The following is a 16,541-nucleotide window of genomic DNA, read 5'->3' on the forward strand; positions in this document are numbered from 1 at the left end:
CGTGCGCAGGCCCACAAGCCTGTGCGGGTATTGGTGTGGTTCAGTCGGCCGAGTCGGCGACCGCGTAGCCGACGCCGGCGACCGCGCCGCCGTCGACGGGCAGGACGCTGCCGGTGGTGTAGGTAGCACGCGAGACGAGGTAGATCATCATGTCTGCAACCTCTTCGGGGCGCCCGTAACGACGTATCGGCATGGATGCCGTAATGCCAGCCTCATCACCGCCGGTCATCATGGCTGTGTCGGTGTAACCCGGCTGCAACGCGTTCACCCGGATGCCGTGCCGCCCAAGTTCGAGAGCGGCGACTCGGGTCAGACCGAGGATCGCCATCTTCGACGCGACGTAGGGGGCGAGAAGGCTGGGTGGGACCACAGCGGTGATTGACGCCGTATTCACGATCGATCCGCCACCTGCGTGCCGCATTGCGGGCACCACAGCCTGGATTCCGTTGAAGTGACCGGTCAGATTCACACTGAGGACGCGGTCCCAGGTCGCCGGCGCCATCTCCTCGATCGCAACCGGCAGGTTGATACCCGCGTTGTTGACCAGGATGTCGAGGGTGCCGCCGAATGCGACCGCGCCCTCAACGCACTCTGACCACTGCGACCGGTCAGTCACGTCCAACCAGGCGAACCGCGCTTGCTCACCGATGGCGGCCGCCAGGGCCTCACCTTCATCTTCGAGTATGTCTGCGATCACGACGTTAGCGCCGCACCGCGCAAGCGCACGGCAATGTGCTGCGCCGATACCGCGGGCACCTCCCGTGACGATCGCGGTGCGCCCTTCGAGGCTGTCAATGGCCATGTTGTCCCGATCCCTGGGTCGTGTTCGGTGAGCACGTCCGGGTTGCTGTCACCGTGACGATGTGCGGCCGGCGCGCTCCGATGCGTGCCCGTCGAGGGTGCTGCGGCACTGCGGCGCAGGACAGCGTGAACACACCCGATAACGCACGCACTTGGCCCGCGCGAGTGTTCATGGGGTCACCCCGTCGGCGCCGCGCATGTCGATGACACCGGTGATCAGCTCACGGTTCACTGCCGCCCTCATTGCTTCGCCCGCTTCGTCCAATGTGTATGCGCGGGAGAGCATGATGTCGACATCGAGCAAGCCGGCTTCGATCGCACTCGCGACGCGCTGTACGTCGCGGTTGAGGAATCCACCGCCGCTCTGAGAACCCACGATGACCCGGCCGAACATCGACACAGCATTTGTCGGGAAGTGCGACATGGCCGAGTCCAACGGCGCGACCATACTGGTGGCCACGACGGTTCCGCCGTTGCGGCACAGCGCGAACGCCTGTTCGTCGCCGCCTGCCTCCCCGGTCGCCTCGAGAGCGAGATCAGCACCCCGTCCAGCTGTGACGCCTTTGACCACTTCGTCGGCGTCCTCTGGTGCGACCACGTCTGTGGCCCCGACCATCGTGGCGAACGCGCGACGTTCTTGAAGCGGGTCCACCGCGATTATCCGGGATGCCCCTGCAGCTTTGGCCGCCTGGATCATCCAAAGTCCGAGGTGTCCGCAGCCCACCACCGCCACGCTGTCGCCCGCCTTGAGGCGCCCGACTTCCCATACCGCGCCGACGCCCGATAAACCTCCACAGCCCAGCAGGGCAAGTTGCCTGGCGTCCAACGTGCTGTCGACCACGGCAAAACAATGCTCGCGGTACTTCATGTACTCGGCGAACGTTCCTGCGCCACCGAAGCCTGCCACGGCCACACCTGAGGATGTGCGTCCGACGACCGGCGGCGTCGGGACTTCGATCCAGAGCCGTTCGCATTGCGACGGCGAACCGTGCTGGCATGGATAGCACTTGCCACATTCCATGGTGCCCGCCACAACGACTCGGTCACCGACCTGAGTCTTTGTGACCCCTGGTCCCACTTGCTCCACGATCCCGCACGCGCTGTGTCCGGGTATAAGCCGCCGGTCCGGGCTCACAGGGTCGTCCATGAACAATTGGTCGGTCCGGCATACAGCGGTGACCTCGACCCGAACTACTACTTCGCCCCAATGCGGCGGATCGAGTTCAACTTCCTCGATCTCGATCGGCGCTCCGCTTCCACGTGCAACAGCTGCTCTCATCCGACACCTTCGTCTCCTGACGCTGGCCTCCTTGCCATGCGTCCGCCTGTGGACCCATGGTCGGGTCGCAGAATGCAAAAGACGATGGATTCGCCGAGCATCGCGTACGACATCAGGTGATTGCACCCTAGGGACGAGTTCGACGCTCTGGCCTAATGTGACCTGGACGAATAGGCGCATCAACGGCGAGCGCCGGGCAAGGATTTACATGAGCACTCATCGGGGGCTGCCCGTCAGCCAACTGACCGAATTTGTCGGTCGTGCAGCAGAATTGGGCGAACTGCGGACCCTCGTGGCAACGCGTAGGCTGGTGACCATCACCGGCCAGGCCGGAGTGGGAAAGTCACGAACGGCCGCGCGCCTCGCCGAAATTCTCCGGCGGTCTTACGGCGAGTCGACGGCACGCGTGGCTGCCAAGTGCGCCACACCGCGCGATCTCATCGAATTGATCGCCGAGACCGTAGGGGCCAGAGGTGCGACGGCCGGGGACATCGCACGGTCGCTGGGTGATAAGCCGTTCCTACTCATCCTCGACGGTATCGAGAACCCCCAGGCCACCGCGACCGTCATCGAGCAGCTCCTGGAGCGCACCACCGAGACGCACATCGTTGTCACGTCGTGTGAACGGACGGGCATCCGCGGCGAGATGCCCTACCCCCTTCCTCCACTCGCCGTTCCGGCGGCGAGCCCGCTGGCACAGACCGCCGGGGCCCCGGGCAGCACCGAAACTGAAGACCTTCTTGTCCAGAGGGTTCTGGATGCCGATCCGGATTTCACCGTGACTGACGCGGCGATCGAGGATTTCCTGGCTGTGTGCCGGTCGACCGATGGGCTGCCCCGTTTCATCGAGGCAGCCGCACGCGCAGTGACCGTCCTGGGACTGCACGAAGCAGCCGTGGCGGTCACCGAGCGGCCGACTGTTCTGGACTCGTTTCTGCCCTACGGGTCCAGTGCACAGGCCTCCGCCGTGGTGTTGGATGCAGCGATTGCTCGGGTGTCGCCCGACGCTCGGGCGTTCATGCAGCGACTGTCCCTGCTCGAGTCGGGCTGCGACGTGCGTTTCGCCGCAGAACTGTTCTCGGCCGGGAGCTTGGCGACGCTGGCCCTTCCGGTCGCCGAACTCGTGGGCGCCTCACTCGTTCGGTCTGAGAATGTCGACGGGGAACGTCGCCTGCGCGTCCCGCTGCACTACCGCGCGAGGTTGATCGAGGTCTGGCCGAGCGAGGAACGAAGCCATGAGGAGCAGCACATTCGCCAGGTGTTGATCGCGCGGCTTCGACACTGCGCGGCGGTCTGGTTCTCCGGCGAACAGCTGTCAGCGGTCCAATTTCTCAATCGTCATGCCGCGGACATCACCCGAATGCTCGGCGCCATGGCCGCGGAGCAGGGCTCCGCCCACGAAGCCCTCGAGATCATCAGCGCGTTGCGCTACTACTGGCAGCTGCATCCGGTGGACCCATGGCCGCGCGCTCGGGACTGGTTGCACAGCGCGTTGTCCCTCGTCGATCTGAAGGACGTGGTCACCCTGCGCGCGATACAGACCGACGCCTACATCGCGTACCACGAAGGCGACCTTGACGGTGCCCGCGCACGACTCAAGGCAATCGACGCCGAGTTCGAACCCGGGATCGCCGAGTACGCGGACGAGCTCTTCGGCGTATTCGTCGCGGCGCTGGTCGACGTCGCCGATGGCCGCGTCGAGGAGGCAGAACCGAAACTGTCAGCAGCCCTGGATGCCGTCCTAGAGGCGGAGGTGCGCGACCATGTCGGCGAAAAATACTGGCATCTTGCCGCCTGTCAAATCGTCTTGAACAAGCAGGACGCAGCGCTGCAGACGGTGACCGACGGGGTGGCCTACTGCGACCGAATTGGCGACGTGTGGGGGCGTGCCTACCTGTGGTGCCTCCTGGCGATCATCGAGGACCGCGACTGTGACAGCACCGCGGCCGGCGAGCGGGTGCGAGCAGCGCTCGATGTGATGGCGCGATTCGGTGATCGCGTCGGGCTTGGCCTCTGTGTGCAGCTGCTCGCCTCCATCCGCACTGAGGCCAGCCAGGGCGCTGACCTCACCAGCCTCAATGAGTTCGTCCCGCAAGCAACGCCGTTACGGCCGGATGCCCTGACAGGGTTCAGTGGTAACAGCGGATGGCTATCGCACCCCGCTGCGCTGCCTGACGGCCGCCAACTCGGCGAGGTGTTAACCCGACTCACTGCGAGGGACGCCCCAATGTCATCCATGCCGGATCGCACCGATGCCTGCGATGCTCTCAGCGCGCGGGAGACCGAGATCGCCGTGCTCATCGCTGAAGGCCTGGGCAATCCTGCCATCGCGGCACGGCTCGTGCTCTCACGGCGCACGGTCGAAGGACACGTGCAGCGCATATTGGCCAAGCTCGGGTTCCGGTCGCGCAGTCAGATCGCGGTGTGGGTGACTAAGAATGTCGATAGCGTCGCCGGACGGAAAGGGTGAGGTTCGCGGCGTTGTCCGCTCACGCGAACACGATCGTGTGATTACCGTGCCGGATGACTCGATCCTCGGCGTGCCACTGCACGGCCCGGGACAGGACGGCTCGCTCAACGTAGGCCCCTCGCGCCTGCAGGTCCGCGACGGTCATCGCGTGGTCCACACGCGTCACGTCCTGTTCGATGATCGGGCCTTCGTCGAGATCCTTGGTGACGTAGTGGCTGGTTGCACCGATGAGCTTAACGCCGCGTTCGTGCGCCTTCCGATACGGCGCAGCGCCGATGAAGGCCGGCAGGAACGAGTGATGGATGTTGATCACCGGCACGCCGACCGTATCGAGAAAATCCTCGCTGATGATCTGCATGTATCGCGCAAGCACGATGAAGTCGACGTTGCCCGCGACCAGCTCCATGATCCTTGCCTCGGCTTCTGACTTGTCCGGCCCTTGTGAGGGCACATGGAAAAAGGGGATGCGGAAGGAGCGAACATCGCTGGCCACATCCGTGTGATTGGAGATCACCATCGGAACCGTCACCGGCAGCTCGCCGCGCCGGTGACGCCACAGCAGGTCGAGCAGGCAGTGATCGGACCTCGATGCGAGAACTGCCATGCGCTTTGGCCTTGACTGGTCGGTCAGCAGCCACTTCATCCCGTAGGGTTCGAGGCTGGTCGCCAGGTCGGATTCGATGTCCGCGATCGCTGCTTGCAGATCGCTGCGATGGAATACCACCCGCTGGAAGAAGTCGCCGCCTTCCGGGTCTGATGAGTACTGATCGAGTGAGACGATGTTGCCCTTGTTGCGGGTGATGAGCGCCGTGACTGCAGCGACGAGCCCGGCTTGGTCAGGTCCGTGCACGATGAGGCAGGCGTGGTCGCGCAGGCGTGTTGTCGGTGCCATGGGATGTGCTTTCTCGGGCGGCGGTCAGTTGACCGGGTCGTCGGATACAGGTGCGAGCGAGATGTCGAAGGATGTCGAGCTCCAGGTCTCGCGCAGTAGCTTCCCGCGGGGACCCGTACCCGGCTCGTGAACGGTGAAGGGGACGATCAGGGACTCTTTGACGCCGAATACGGTGTCGTGACCGAGCCATTCGTCACCCTCTACGAATACGTGGGTGATCAGCGTGTGGTAGCCGGGTGCGCTCACCATGAAGTGGATGTGAGCCGGGCGCATGGGTGAGCGTCCAGCCGCCGCGAGAAGCTGTCCGACCGGGCCGTCGTGCGGGATCGGGTAGGCAGCGGGTTGCACTGTCCAGTAGTCGAAATGTCCGGCCAGGTCGGTGTGTAGCCGGGCGCGGCCGGCGAGCCGGGCACCCTCGTACTGCACGTCGTAGAAGCCGTCGTCGTCGGCGGCCCACACTTCGACGCGAGCGCCTGCAATGAGATCGCCATTGGTCGAACGCACCGTGCCGCGCACGTGGCAGGGTCGTCCGACCATCCCCTGCCCGATGTCGTCACCGTTCATGATCGTCGGAGCGTCGTCAACGAAGAACGGTCCGAACACGGTCGACTCGGTTGCCTCCGAGTGAGGGGGCGAGTTGACGGCGACCGTCATCATTGAGGCACCCAGCACGTCGGACAGGAGGATAAATTCCTGCCGGTGCTCATCGGTGATGTGACCGGTGCGCGTCAGGAAAGCGATCGCGGTGTCCCATTCGGTCTGGCTTAGGCGAATTTCGCGGATGAAGCCGTGTAGGTGTCGCACGAGCGAGGACATGACCACTCTGAGACGAGTGTTCGGGCTGTTTGCGAAGCTGGCGACCACCCTCTCGGTCAGTTCGGTCTCCCTCGACACATTCACCGGGGACACCTCAGCGTTGTCACTCATCCATGGGGTCCCTTCGCTCGGAGGCGGCCGCGAGAATCTGCATCAGGCCGGCGCGTGTGACTGGCCGCGGGTGGTCGATCGGGAGGCGCCCGGCTATGGCCTCGACGGCGGTGGTGATCTGGTCTGGATTCAGGCCGACGTCGCACAGGCTGCGCGGTGCCTTGGTCTGAACGATCAGCGCATCAAGACCGTCCACCGCATCGACGGCTCCGAGCGCCTCAGCGATCGCTGCAGCAGCTTGCGGAACGCTCGGTGCGGTGAATCGCAGAACCTCCGGCAGGATGACTGTGTGGGTCGCCGCGTGGGGAAGGTCGAACTCACCACCGAGCGCGTGGCAGATCTTGTGGTGGAGACCCGAGCCCGCCTGTGCGAACACCAGCCCAGCAAGGAAGCTGCCGTACTGGAGTTCGTCGAGCGCATCCTGCTCGCCTCTTTGAAGAGCGCGGAGGCCATCGGCGAGGTGCCGTACGCCCTCACTCGCCAGTACCGAACTGACCGGGTTTGCCGCGGTGCCCCAATAGGCCTCGATGCAGTGGGCCATGGCGTTGAACGCCGATGTGACTGCCAAGGCCGGCGGAAGTGAGGTTAGAAGCACCGGGTCGTAGACCACCGCGCGCGGAAGCACTGCCGGATGCCGTCCGGTCTGTTTGCGTCCATCTGTCGTGATACCCCAGGTGTCAGTCATCTCCGATCCAGCGAGCGTCGTCGGCACAGCCACGATAGGAAGACCCGTTTCCAGGGCAATGACCTTGGCCGTACCCGTGCTCGATCCGCCTCCGATGGAGAGGACGAGGTCGGCGTGTGCATACGTCGCGGCCTCGACCGCTTCAGTGGCTGTAGCCGCCGGAACGTGCTCGACGACTCCGGCGAATCGACCAGCTACGCGGTCACCGAATTGCGCGGTCAGACGCTCGACATTGGCGGTCTGTGACGACGAGGCGACGACCAGGATGCGGCGAGCATGGTGGTCGTCGACGGCACGGCGAACGTTGTCAGCGGCGGACTCACGTCCGAAGTAGACCTGGACGGGCAGCGCACGGTAGCTGAAGGCAAGCTTCGTCATCTCAACGCTCTTTCAGCTGTTGCGTCACGCACGAAGGCGGGGGAGCGCCGCTGCGAACGCAGGGCGGTGATGACGGCGGTGAGGTCGCGGCGTTCGAGTCCCTCGACCACCTCTTCAAAGCCACCCGTTGGGGAGATGTTGGCGAAGATCGCCGCGGTGATCGTTCGGCGGTCGATGCCCGGCAACCCAAGTGAACGGTACGCTCGCAGCAGTGACTCGGACCCCGCAAGCCCGACGAATACCTCTGCGCAGTCATGCAAAGCGCTGACTAGGTCCGGGATGCTCTCCGCCGAGCCGCCAGGACCTGCACGACGGATCGGCTGCAGAAGGGCACGCAATGTTGCGACGTCGTTGTCGGTGATGCGGCCGATGATCTGGGCGGCCACGCCGAGTTCGATCACAAGTTTCGCTTGATAAGCGTCGTCGACCACCTCGTCTGGAACGGCGGCCACGCTGTGCACCCCGTCGACCCGTTCGGTGAGTCCTTCCGATTTCAGTGCTGACAGGGCACGCAGGATCGTGCCACGTGATGCGCCGAGATCGCGTGCGAGTTCGTCCGGGTCAAGTACGTGCGCCGAGTCGGTGCGGAGCGCGAGGACCCGTGCGCGAACCGTGTCGAGAACCGAACGGTCGGCTTCGGTCCGAAGGTGTGCGAAGTTGCCGCGGTAGTAGGCCAAGGGGTTACCGTCGACGGTGTCTACACCAACCACGCTGGCGCGAAACTCCCAATGTGATCCGGCGGGGATCGCGTCCACGATGCGGCAGCTGAGTGCCGCGACGCGGCCCGCCAGGACCGGGTTTCCAAGGACATCGTCAGCGAACTTGAGTCCCGCGAACCTGTCTGCATCGCGGGTGGCGAATCGACCAGCGACCGCTGCAGCGTCCTCATCGAGAATGTTGATCGCGAACGTGCGGGTACGCAAGATGGCCAGCGCGGTGCGGGACGTCGACGACAGCGACACCATGACCGTGGCAGGGTCAGAAGCGATCGGGGCAATGGCCGCGACGGTGGCCCCGACCGGCTGCCCGTCATCACGGGAAGTCACGACGGCCACCCCCGAGGTGAAACAATTCATCGCCGTCACGAACTCATGTGGCGCAACCGGTTTCGTCAGTTCACTCGGTGCGGACACGGACTCAGCGGGCGTCATCATGACTCCGCTCGCGCGCCGGCGAAATGTTCCGCGGCGTACATGGCGGCGGTGGGATCGGCAAGTTGGGTGTTGAGGTGACTCCACCATTGACTGAGGTCTCGCCAGATGCGTTCAGTGCGAGTGCCCTGAACGACGGCACTCGAACCGATCGACTTGAAGAGAAAATCGCTGACGGCGTCCCAGAGCAGTCGTGCGGATTCATGTGCGACGAGGGCAACGTGGACATCCGACGCTCGTGAGTAAGGAGTTGACACCGAGTCAGCGATGGTGCGGTCAAACAACGCTCCCGCGAAGTCCATACTCGCGAGCGAGGCATCGAGTTTCGCCCGAGCTCGTCCGTAGCGCCACTGGAAGAAGGTGTCGTCCACACGCAGGACGAAGGGAGCGTTCACGGTCTTGCGCACCGTCATCTGAGCGTCGTATTCGTCAAACAGAGCGAGGGCCGCGCCGAGGGCGAGCGAATTCAGTTCGAGAGAGAAGAACCCGATACCCGGCGCCCCATACATCGGGTTAGCGTGCAGCGCCCGGCCGGGGGCCTGGGTGGCCGGATCGATCGAGAGTTGACTGACCCCTTCGAGCACAAACTCTTCGGGGATGAAGGCGCGCTCGAACTTCACCGAGTTTGAACCGCTACCCCTTAGCCCGAGGGTGCCTCCCCAATCATCGAGCACTTCGTACGTGCCGCGCGGAGCGATGAAGTTCGAGACGACGCCGGGTCGGTCATCGTGGAAGGCGTGCCCACTGAAATGCGTCGCGTAAGGCACACCGGAGGCGTATCGGTGCACGCCGTCGACCAGAAAGCCGCCGTCGACCCGGGTGAGGGTGCCTGAGGGTGCGCTCGTCATCGGCGCAGCAAAATAATCGCCCGCGAAAAGCTGCCGCTGTGCCTTCTCACTCCAGTAAGAGGCGACTTGCAGATTGTGTCCGGAAGCAAGTGTCAGACACCAGGCGGTCGCCATGTCGGCATACGCAATCTCGCGCATGACCCTCAGAAAGTCAGGGAGAGTGAACTCATAGCCGCCCCAAGTTTTCGGGCGCAGGAGATGGTAGAAACCAGCGTCGAGGAACTGCGCGTGCAGTGCTTCGGAGTGACGAGATTTTCGTTCAGTATCGGGAGCCTCAGCTAGAACCTGCTGGCCGATCGAACGCGCGCGCTCCAGCGCCTCATCGAGGGTGAGAGAGTCAGGGCGCGCCGTTCGCGTCGTCGCGGGTGAGGTCATCTTTCTGCTTCCTTCGGCCGTCGTTGGCGGGGTGCCATGACAGGCTCCCGCGCGGACTAGCCCCAGCCATAGCGTGAGGTCACCCGACCTGCACGTGTCTGACCCTCACCTATACCGCCACGTAAGAACGCCGAACAAGTCCTCGGACGTGACCTCTACACACGACGCATCGAACTTGAACAGATCTGCCATCCAGTGAACCGCCGCGAGTTTGAAAGTGACGAAACTTCGACAACGCGATGTGTGGACCTGGCGGTTGTCTACATCGACGCCGAGCGTGCCGTTTAGGCCGGCGCAGCGGAACCGCTTCCGGTGACAGCGCTGCCGGCGGAGCGGATGCGAAAAGTGACAAAATTGAGAAAAGCGAGCGTGACATCAAACGAGAACGTCTCGGTCTTCCCAGCTCAGCGGCCTGGGATGTGACAAGCTATATGAGAACGGACAGGCGGTTGTCCGTTCTCAAACGTGATGTCACATTCTCAAAATCGATGTCACTCCGATGTCTCAAGTGACACGGATTTGAGAATGTCCAGCAATGCTAACCAACCGTCTCCGGTAGGCCACGCCGACCGATGAATGATGACTGCCGGGGCTCCTTTTTAGGCTGAACACGCTGAGGACTTCGGGCAGCCCGCGACGACGGCATGAGCTGACACTAGGCCGACCGCGCCATAGCATCGAGCGCCTCTTTGGAAGACGGACCCAGCTGCTACAGCTCCGGACGTCGGCATTCGATGGGGGTGCCAGCTGGCCGAACCGCCGCGCCCGCAACGCGCCTCCAGTGTGGGATCAGAAGTTCGGGGTGTCGGCGCCAGCACACGGCCGCAGGGTGGTTGAGTGAGTCTCAGGCGTTGGCGCTCGGCACAGACGGCGCCGCTCCCGCAGTCTGGAAGAGGGTGTAGTCCATGGCGCGAGTTGAATGGACTCGCCATGAAGGCGACGACATCGAAGCCGTCGTTGGCATGTTCATCTGCAGCGACTTCCCCAACGCCGTTCGCGTCCGACCTAGTCAAGGCGACGGTGGCGTCGACATCTTCGTGCCCGGCCCCGAAGGCTTCGCCAAGCACCGCACCGTCTATCAGGTCAAGAAGTACCATGCCAACCTGACCAGCAGCCAGAAACGCAAGATCACCAAGTCGTTCAACAACGTCGTCGACGCCAGCAAGGCGGAAGGCTGGGAGATCATCGAATGGCATCTCGTCATGCCGCTCGACCTCACCGACCACAACCTTGCCAACTGGCTGAAGCAGCTCACCGCAGACGCAAAATTCCCTTGCGAGACACACGGTCTGCTGTACTGCGACACGAAAGCCGCTCAGTATCCGAAGGTCGTCGACTACTACGTGCGCGACGGCAAGGAGCGTCTTCAGGCCGCCGTGGACAACCTCACCGCGATCATCGCCCACCGCGTTAATCGCCGACCCAACGAACCACTCATAGCCACGGACGTCATGTCCGACCTTGCGTCGATCTACAAGGCACTCAACGACCACGACCCGTTCTACCGGTACGAGTTCAGCGTTTCAGACAGCCCGCCCGCGCCCACGCCCGTACCGGAGGACCCCGGTCTCGTCGGCGTGTACGCAATGCAACACGACTCGGTATGGGTCGCGATAAAGATCTTTGCGCTCTCGCTGGAGTCCCTGCGGGAGCGCCCGATAACCGCCCAACTCCAGGTCGCTTTTCCCCGCGGAGACAACGAACTGCAGGAGCAATTTCAGAAGTTCATCGCCTACGGAGCGCCGATGGCGATGCCGCGCGGCACCGTCAGCGGCCTACTCGACCTTCCTGGCGGTCTTGGCGGGGAGCTGCAGGACGCCAGCCTTCAGGTGATTGCAGCCCCCGCAGACGAACAAGCAGACCCAATTGAGCTGATCGTTGCCGTCGTTGAGCCAGACTCCGAGACAGTCATCGCCAGCACGACCATCCAGAGAATCGAACAGTCTGCCGGCCAGGCCGGCATACGTAGTGTCTTCACCGACCAGGCCAATCTCTTCACGTTGGAGATGCTGGTACAAGCAGGCCAGCTTGATGGAACCATGAGTCTTGAAGTTGACTACGACCTCGCTGGCCGCAGACCCGCCGAGCTCATTGACAGCCTGAAAGTCTTGTCTGCGTGGCATAGTCCGAACCGCCTTGCCTTCGCTCTAACCTACGGACCGAGGGACTACGGCATCGTCGCGACTCTCCCCACCGACCGATCCGGTAACTCGGGACACTGGCCAGGGATTTGCGAAGCGCTGGCCCAGATTCAAGATCACGTGCCAGTGCTACTGACGATGCCCGAAGAGATGTCCGCAGACGAGGCGCGGGACATCCTCTTTGCAGCCAAACTCGTTTCAGGCCAAGCTGTCCCAACATCGAAGTCAAGACCCTTCACTGTCTACCACGACGTCCACCCGCCAGAGATCGCGCGGGAATCCGGCCGCACCTATGAATTTCTTGCGATCAACCCCACAACGATTTCGCTGGCAGGCCAGAAGATTGACGTCGGAAAGAACGCGTTGTTCTTCCTCGGCAAGTACCTTGAGATCGAAGAGGGCCACTCCAGGATCGAGCCACTCACCGACGGAGTGAGCGTCAGATACCTCGGCGAACTCGAAGCCACACGAGTGCTCGCCCGATCGCTCAACAACCGCTCGATATCGAGCCAGCCTCTGGCGAGCAGCAAACGCACCTTGCGCCGTAAATCCTATGCCGCGCAATGATCATCGGTGAACGCACAACCGCTCGTAACGCCCAAAGTGGCAGCACCCGGGGCAGATTCACCCCGCATCATGAGAGCGCCACCGTGGCCCCGGCCGCCGTCATCGAGCGCCGCCCGTGCGCTGAGGTCGTGCACCACCGTACCGTTCTAGGATTCGACATCCAGAATGCAAAAACCCGTTCGACAAACCTGATGCAATCACGCGAAAGCGCAGGTCAGGGCATCCTGATATGACACGGAGTTTTGCAACCGACAGTGAGGGGAGCAGGGGTTGCTTTTCTCCGTGGCGACGCGCATTACGAAATCTCGAACGGTGCCGGGTTCGACCGTTCGCACTGCAAAAGGTCAACTAAGCAATCGCGTGGCAGGTCGTGGGTTCGCGCGGCGCGTCCGTGGCCTCCTGGTTCTTGACGCGACGCCGATCGTGCTCCGGCCATTGCCTCCAGAGATGCCGTGAGGCTGTTCAGGACCGAGTGTGCCGCGTCGGGCCGCTCCGCTGTTATCCGCCATCTGGCCAGACTTCCCCTCCAACTGGCGGGAAGAGCGCTCGGATGACCCGTAAGGGCCTCGAAGCGAGAAGTCGCCCGTCGTGCGCTGCGGAGTGCACCGTGCCTATCGCGTGCCACGACGTACGCGAGTGCAGACGCCGCACGGCGCCGCGCGACTTTGACAGTCAACCGACACCTCCGTCTGGCAAAAATAACGCTGCTTGCATTGTGCGCACGACGTTGAGTCGTACTCGGCTCAAATGTGCTTTCAATCCTGGGGAATTCGTATGGATCGCGTATCGCGACAATATGAATATGCAGCGGAGAGGAGCGTCGGAAAAGCGCGAACTCCGAATATTTACCCATTCTGATGAACAATATTGCGTTGCTGTGCCACCGCACCTGACCGACTAAATCGACTGGTAGCAAGACTAATTAGAGCTTGAACCGGCAATCGTAGAAGTAGCTGCACGGTTTGCGATATAACGTTTCAACGCACGATGTTACCGCGATTAGACAATTCATTTCAGTCGATTGAATGAGCTAGTGTCGGCGACTGTAAGTAGTTCCGCAGAAGAGGAGGTATGTGAATGTCGAAGCAGCACAAGTCACGTCATCGTGCAGCGGTCGCATTGCTAGCGGTCGCGCTGATGGGCACGGGCGCCGGATTTACCGCGGCCGTGGCCGGCGCGCAGCCGCCCCCACCGCCCGGGCCGGGCATCCTGCCGCCGGGGCCCGGTGCGCCCCCGCCGCCCGGTGGACCCGGCCTCGCTCCTCCTCCGGGTCCAGGGGCTCCGCCGGCCCCGGGCGGCCCACTACTCCCGCCTCCGCCGTTCTGATCCTGGTGCAGCGACTCGACCGCCCGGCGCGTAGCCCGGTTGCCGCAGGTGCAACCGGGATGCGGCCGGGTGGTCGACCCGCTCGTCACGGACTGAGTCCCGCTGGCGGGCTGGCGATCTCGGCGCACAACCCCGTCTGAATGCCGCTCGTTTGGCGGCTCCGCTACTCCGCTGGGGATTCATTTGATCTTCGAACTCGCCCCGTTCCCTCGACCGACTCATCTCGGCGGCCAAGGCGCGTCCGGGCATCTTCTGGGCCGTGTATTCCTCATCCAGCGCCTCCATGCCTCGATGGCTGCCCGGTTAGTTCATGTTCCAGGGTTCACCGTAGGTGGTCACCGAGTCACCGGTCTTGGCGATCAGGCGAGCAAAGGGCCGCAAGAGCACGCCGCCGGCTGCACCGGTCACAGTGCCGTGCGCGTTGGACACCGCCACTGAACCCGTCGGGCCGGAAACGTCCACCGAGAACGTCGCGACTTCCTGGATACCCGGGCCGTTGCCTAGATCGGCGGAGATCGACACACCCGGCAACAGGTTTGGTGTGATGATGCCGCCACCGCCGCTCCCGCTACTGTTGAATGTGCCGGGATTGACATCGTCGAGGAGAATGTTCGGCGTGGTGTAGCTGAAGTTGATGCCTACGCCCAGGGCCCACGGGAAGCCGATCTGATAGCCCAACTCCAACGTGCCGGTGAACTGGCCGCAGCCGTTGCCATCACACTTGTAGGTGGCGCGGCCGGAGTGGAACCACTCACGTGTCAGCCGGTTGCGGTCCAACGGAAATACACCGTTGAGGAACGTGTCCCACTGCTGGCCCAGCTCCGACGGACAACGCCACGACCGCACAGATGCTCATCACGAAGCCGCATTTCAATGTTGTCAACAGTTCTTTCCCGTCCTGATAATGCCTTGGTCGTTGATTCAGCGCCGATGATGATCTAGGCAGGATAGGGCCGAATGATGTTGTACTCGTGGGGTTTTTGTATGTGAATCATGTCAACCGCGACACATGTGCAACTGCGGCTGGCGGCCGGACCGTCGCTCATGCGCAGGTGGTGTTTGCAGCTCTGTAGGCCGCCGGTACGACGGGTCAACCGGCAAGGAGTCTGTCGGTGATCAGCAGTTCGAAAGTACTCACGATGGCCGGAAGGTTGTCGGCAGGGCCAACTGCCGAGGGGTATGCGGCGATACCGCAAAGAACCGCGACCATCGTTTCGACGGCATCGATGATGTTGACCTCATCGCTGAGCTCGCCTCGATCGATAGCATCACGCATTGCCGACGAGATGAATGCCCGGGACATACGAAGCACCGAGCGGTCAGTGACGATTCGTGTTTCATTGCGAACCGATTCGCGCACGGCGGCGGCAACAAGTTGGGCGTTGCACTGGCCAGGGTCGTCGGCACCCAGGGCCGCTGAAAAGAAGCTGACAAGCTGTGCGGGAAATGTTTTCGAGCGCCGGGCCGTAGCGGCCGCTGCCGCCACTACATCGACCGCCGGGCGGTCAATGGCGTCGCGGTACAACTCCGATTTGTTGGCAAAGTGATAGTGCAGTGCCGGTCTGGACAAGCCAGCCCGTGTTGCAATGACATCGAATGTCGCGGTGGTGTAACCGAATTCAATGAACGTCTCTCGCGCTGCACGCAGAATGCGCTGACGGTTGGCGGCGGTTGTTGCTGCCGACGGACGGCCCGCCTTGAGGCGTTCGATCGGTGCCATGGCTCCATTAGGGGTCGGCGTATCGGCCGCTGGCGTTGTGGGTTTTCTATCAATTCATCTCAGTGGCGAGCCTGAAAATGCATAGGGATGCCACAGGCCCGATGACGTTCTACAGACCACGTTGTGCACTACAGTCGTTGCAGGACAGACTGATTCACCTAGGAAGGGAGCTACATGTCCAGCTCAATCACACGTCGGCCCAAGTTTGTCGGCGCCGCCGTATTCATCACCGGGCTTGGATTGACCGCCAGCCTGCTCGGTGCAGGTGTGGCCAATGCCGGTCCGCCTCTGCCGCCGCCAAGCCAGTGCGCACCGCCACCCGCTCCGTGCCCGCCGCCGCCTCCGCCGCCGCGGTGATCAAGAGGATTCCCTGACAAACTGTCCAGGCGGCGCAGCGCGCGTGAAATCGCGTGCTGCGCCACCGCCATTTTGTGTCATGCATGCCTCTTGTCATCGTCGTCGATGTGGGCATCGGCTTCGAAACGCGTTGATGCACAGGATGCTTCAACATGCCGAACAGTGCAGCCAAGGTCGCCGCGCATCGCCCCGAGATCAATGGCGGATGTTCCTGCGGCGAGGTACGTCGACGTCGATCGGGCCTGCGATCCTTCCGAAACCTTCAGTGGCTCAGCCCTTATCCCCGTACTCGGAAGTGGCGACCGAGCGCGTGCCGGCGTCCTCTGCACGCAGTGGCGGGCAGTTCATCGCGCGGATTCCTGTCGTGACTACAATTCTGATTGTCATTTCCTATGCGCACGACAGCTCGCGCATAGCAGGAGGTCATAGGCTGGTTTCGCCAATGGGCCCGCGACAGCCTGTTGGTTATCGGTGATGACCTTCCGGCATCATCTCAATTAGTGCGACACGCGAGCGACCAGTCCTCCCGGTCTCTCGCGTGTCGCACCCCTTGTGCAGTCCTGTTGCGCTGCATTGATTTTGACCAATCGCTCTTCACTACCCGGTGGAGCTGCTTGTTTTGGC

General features: G+C 62.9%; 10 protein-coding genes and 1 pseudogene. 2 read left to right on the forward strand and 9 right to left on the reverse strand.

What is annotated here, in order from left to right; genetic code table 11:
• Positions 1-40 precede the first annotated feature (40 nt).
• Together ACJH6I_RS19245 and ACJH6I_RS19250 are read right to left on the reverse strand one after the other, a co-directional pair.
• Positions 41-802 (reverse strand): SDR family NAD(P)-dependent oxidoreductase, encoded by a 762-nt coding sequence (locus tag ACJH6I_RS19245; protein ID WP_318987300.1) that lies wholly within the window; start codon positions 800-802, stop codon positions 41-43.
• 168 nt (positions 803-970) lie between these two features.
• A complete protein-coding gene (locus ACJH6I_RS19250) occupies positions 971-2,260 on the reverse strand; it encodes an alcohol dehydrogenase catalytic domain-containing protein (protein WP_133058768.1) in 1,290 nt (429 codons plus the stop codon).
• Between the two features lie 28 nt (positions 2,261-2,288).
• Here ACJH6I_RS19250 and ACJH6I_RS19255 point away from each other — a divergent pair, with 28 nt between their 5' ends.
• Positions 2,289-4,550 carry a LuxR C-terminal-related transcriptional regulator gene (locus tag ACJH6I_RS19255; RefSeq protein WP_318987301.1) on the forward strand — a complete coding sequence of 754 codons (2,262 nt, stop codon included), beginning with the start codon at positions 2,289-2,291 and terminating at the stop codon, positions 4,548-4,550.
• 19 nt (positions 4,551-4,569) lie between these two features.
• Here the strand turns inward: ACJH6I_RS19255 and purU are convergent, their stop codons facing one another.
• Genes purU through ACJH6I_RS19280 form a run of 5 tightly spaced genes read right to left on the reverse strand, consistent with a single transcriptional unit; the run spans position 4,570 to position 9,806 of the window.
• Positions 4,570-5,442 carry a formyltetrahydrofolate deformylase gene (purU, locus tag ACJH6I_RS19260; RefSeq protein ID WP_318987302.1) on the reverse strand — a complete coding sequence of 291 codons (873 nt, stop codon included), beginning with the start codon at positions 5,440-5,442 and terminating at the stop codon, positions 4,570-4,572.
• A gap of 24 nt (positions 5,443-5,466) precedes the next feature.
• Positions 5,467-6,369, reverse strand: a complete 903-nt coding sequence (locus ACJH6I_RS19265) for a dioxygenase (RefSeq protein ID WP_318987303.1) — start codon at positions 6,367-6,369, stop codon at positions 5,467-5,469.
• A complete protein-coding gene (locus tag ACJH6I_RS19270; protein ID WP_055119118.1) occupies positions 6,362-7,432 on the reverse strand; it encodes a maleylacetate reductase in 1,071 nt (356 codons plus the stop codon). Before ACJH6I_RS19270 ends, ACJH6I_RS19265 begins: the two co-directional genes overlap by 8 nt.
• Complete coding sequence (locus ACJH6I_RS19275) at positions 7,429-8,673, reverse strand: flavin reductase (protein ID WP_082449166.1); 1,245 nt, start codon at positions 8,671-8,673, stop codon at positions 7,429-7,431. The genes ACJH6I_RS19270 and ACJH6I_RS19275 overlap by 4 nt, the downstream gene beginning before the upstream one ends.
• Positions 8,583-9,806, reverse strand: coding sequence for an acyl-CoA dehydrogenase family protein (locus ACJH6I_RS19280; protein WP_318987304.1), 1,224 nt, complete (start codon positions 9,804-9,806; stop codon positions 8,583-8,585). The genes ACJH6I_RS19275 and ACJH6I_RS19280 overlap by 91 nt, the downstream gene beginning before the upstream one ends.
• Positions 9,807-10,711: 905 nt before the next feature.
• On the opposite strand from ACJH6I_RS19280, the gene ACJH6I_RS19285 reads away from it, so the two are divergent.
• Entirely contained in the window at positions 10,712-12,514 is a 1,803-nt protein-coding gene (locus ACJH6I_RS19285) for a hypothetical protein (RefSeq protein ID WP_133058795.1), read from the forward strand.
• Between the two features lie 1,629 nt (positions 12,515-14,143).
• Here ACJH6I_RS19285 and ACJH6I_RS19290 read toward each other — a convergent pair.
• Positions 14,144-14,653: pseudogene (locus ACJH6I_RS19290) on the reverse strand (MspA family porin); the annotation flags it as partial.
• A 277-nt stretch (positions 14,654-14,930) separates the two neighbouring features.
• Complete coding sequence (locus ACJH6I_RS19295; RefSeq protein ID WP_318987305.1) at positions 14,931-15,560, reverse strand: TetR/AcrR family transcriptional regulator; 630 nt, start codon at positions 15,558-15,560, stop codon at positions 14,931-14,933.
• Between the last annotated feature and the right edge of the window lie 981 nt (positions 15,561-16,541).

The sequence above is a fragment of the Mycobacterium sp. SMC-13 genome (genome assembly GCF_045311035.1).
Taxonomy (GTDB): Bacteria; Actinomycetota; Actinomycetes; order Mycobacteriales; family Mycobacteriaceae; genus Mycobacterium.

Coding starts and splice junctions, on each gene's coding strand:
- ACJH6I_RS19245 (WP_318987300.1), bottom strand. CDS start 802: ATGGCCATTGACAGCCTCGAAGGGCGCACCGCGATCGTCACGGGAGGT.
- ACJH6I_RS19250 (WP_133058768.1), bottom strand. CDS start 2,260: ATGCGCCTATTCGTCCAGGTCACATTAGGCCAGAGCGTCGAACTCGTC.
- ACJH6I_RS19255 (WP_318987301.1), top strand. CDS start 2,289: ATGAGCACTCATCGGGGGCTGCCCGTCAGCCAACTGACCGAATTTGTC.
- purU (WP_318987302.1), bottom strand. CDS start 5,442: ATGGCACCGACAACACGCCTGCGCGACCACGCCTGCCTCATCGTGCAC.
- ACJH6I_RS19265 (WP_318987303.1), bottom strand. CDS start 6,369: ATGAGTGACAACGCTGAGGTGTCCCCGGTGAATGTGTCGAGGGAGACC.
- ACJH6I_RS19270 (WP_055119118.1), bottom strand. CDS start 7,432: ATGACGAAGCTTGCCTTCAGCTACCGTGCGCTGCCCGTCCAGGTCTAC.
- ACJH6I_RS19275 (WP_082449166.1), bottom strand. CDS start 8,673: ATGGTGGAGTCACCTCAACACCCAACTTGCCGATCCCACCGCCGCCAT.
- ACJH6I_RS19280 (WP_318987304.1), bottom strand. CDS start 9,806: ATGACCTCACCCGCGACGACGCGAACGGCGCGCCCTGACTCTCTCACC.
- ACJH6I_RS19285 (WP_133058795.1), top strand. CDS start 10,712: ATGGCGCGAGTTGAATGGACTCGCCATGAAGGCGACGACATCGAAGCC.
- ACJH6I_RS19295 (WP_318987305.1), bottom strand. CDS start 15,560: ATGGCACCGATCGAACGCCTCAAGGCGGGCCGTCCGTCGGCAGCAACA.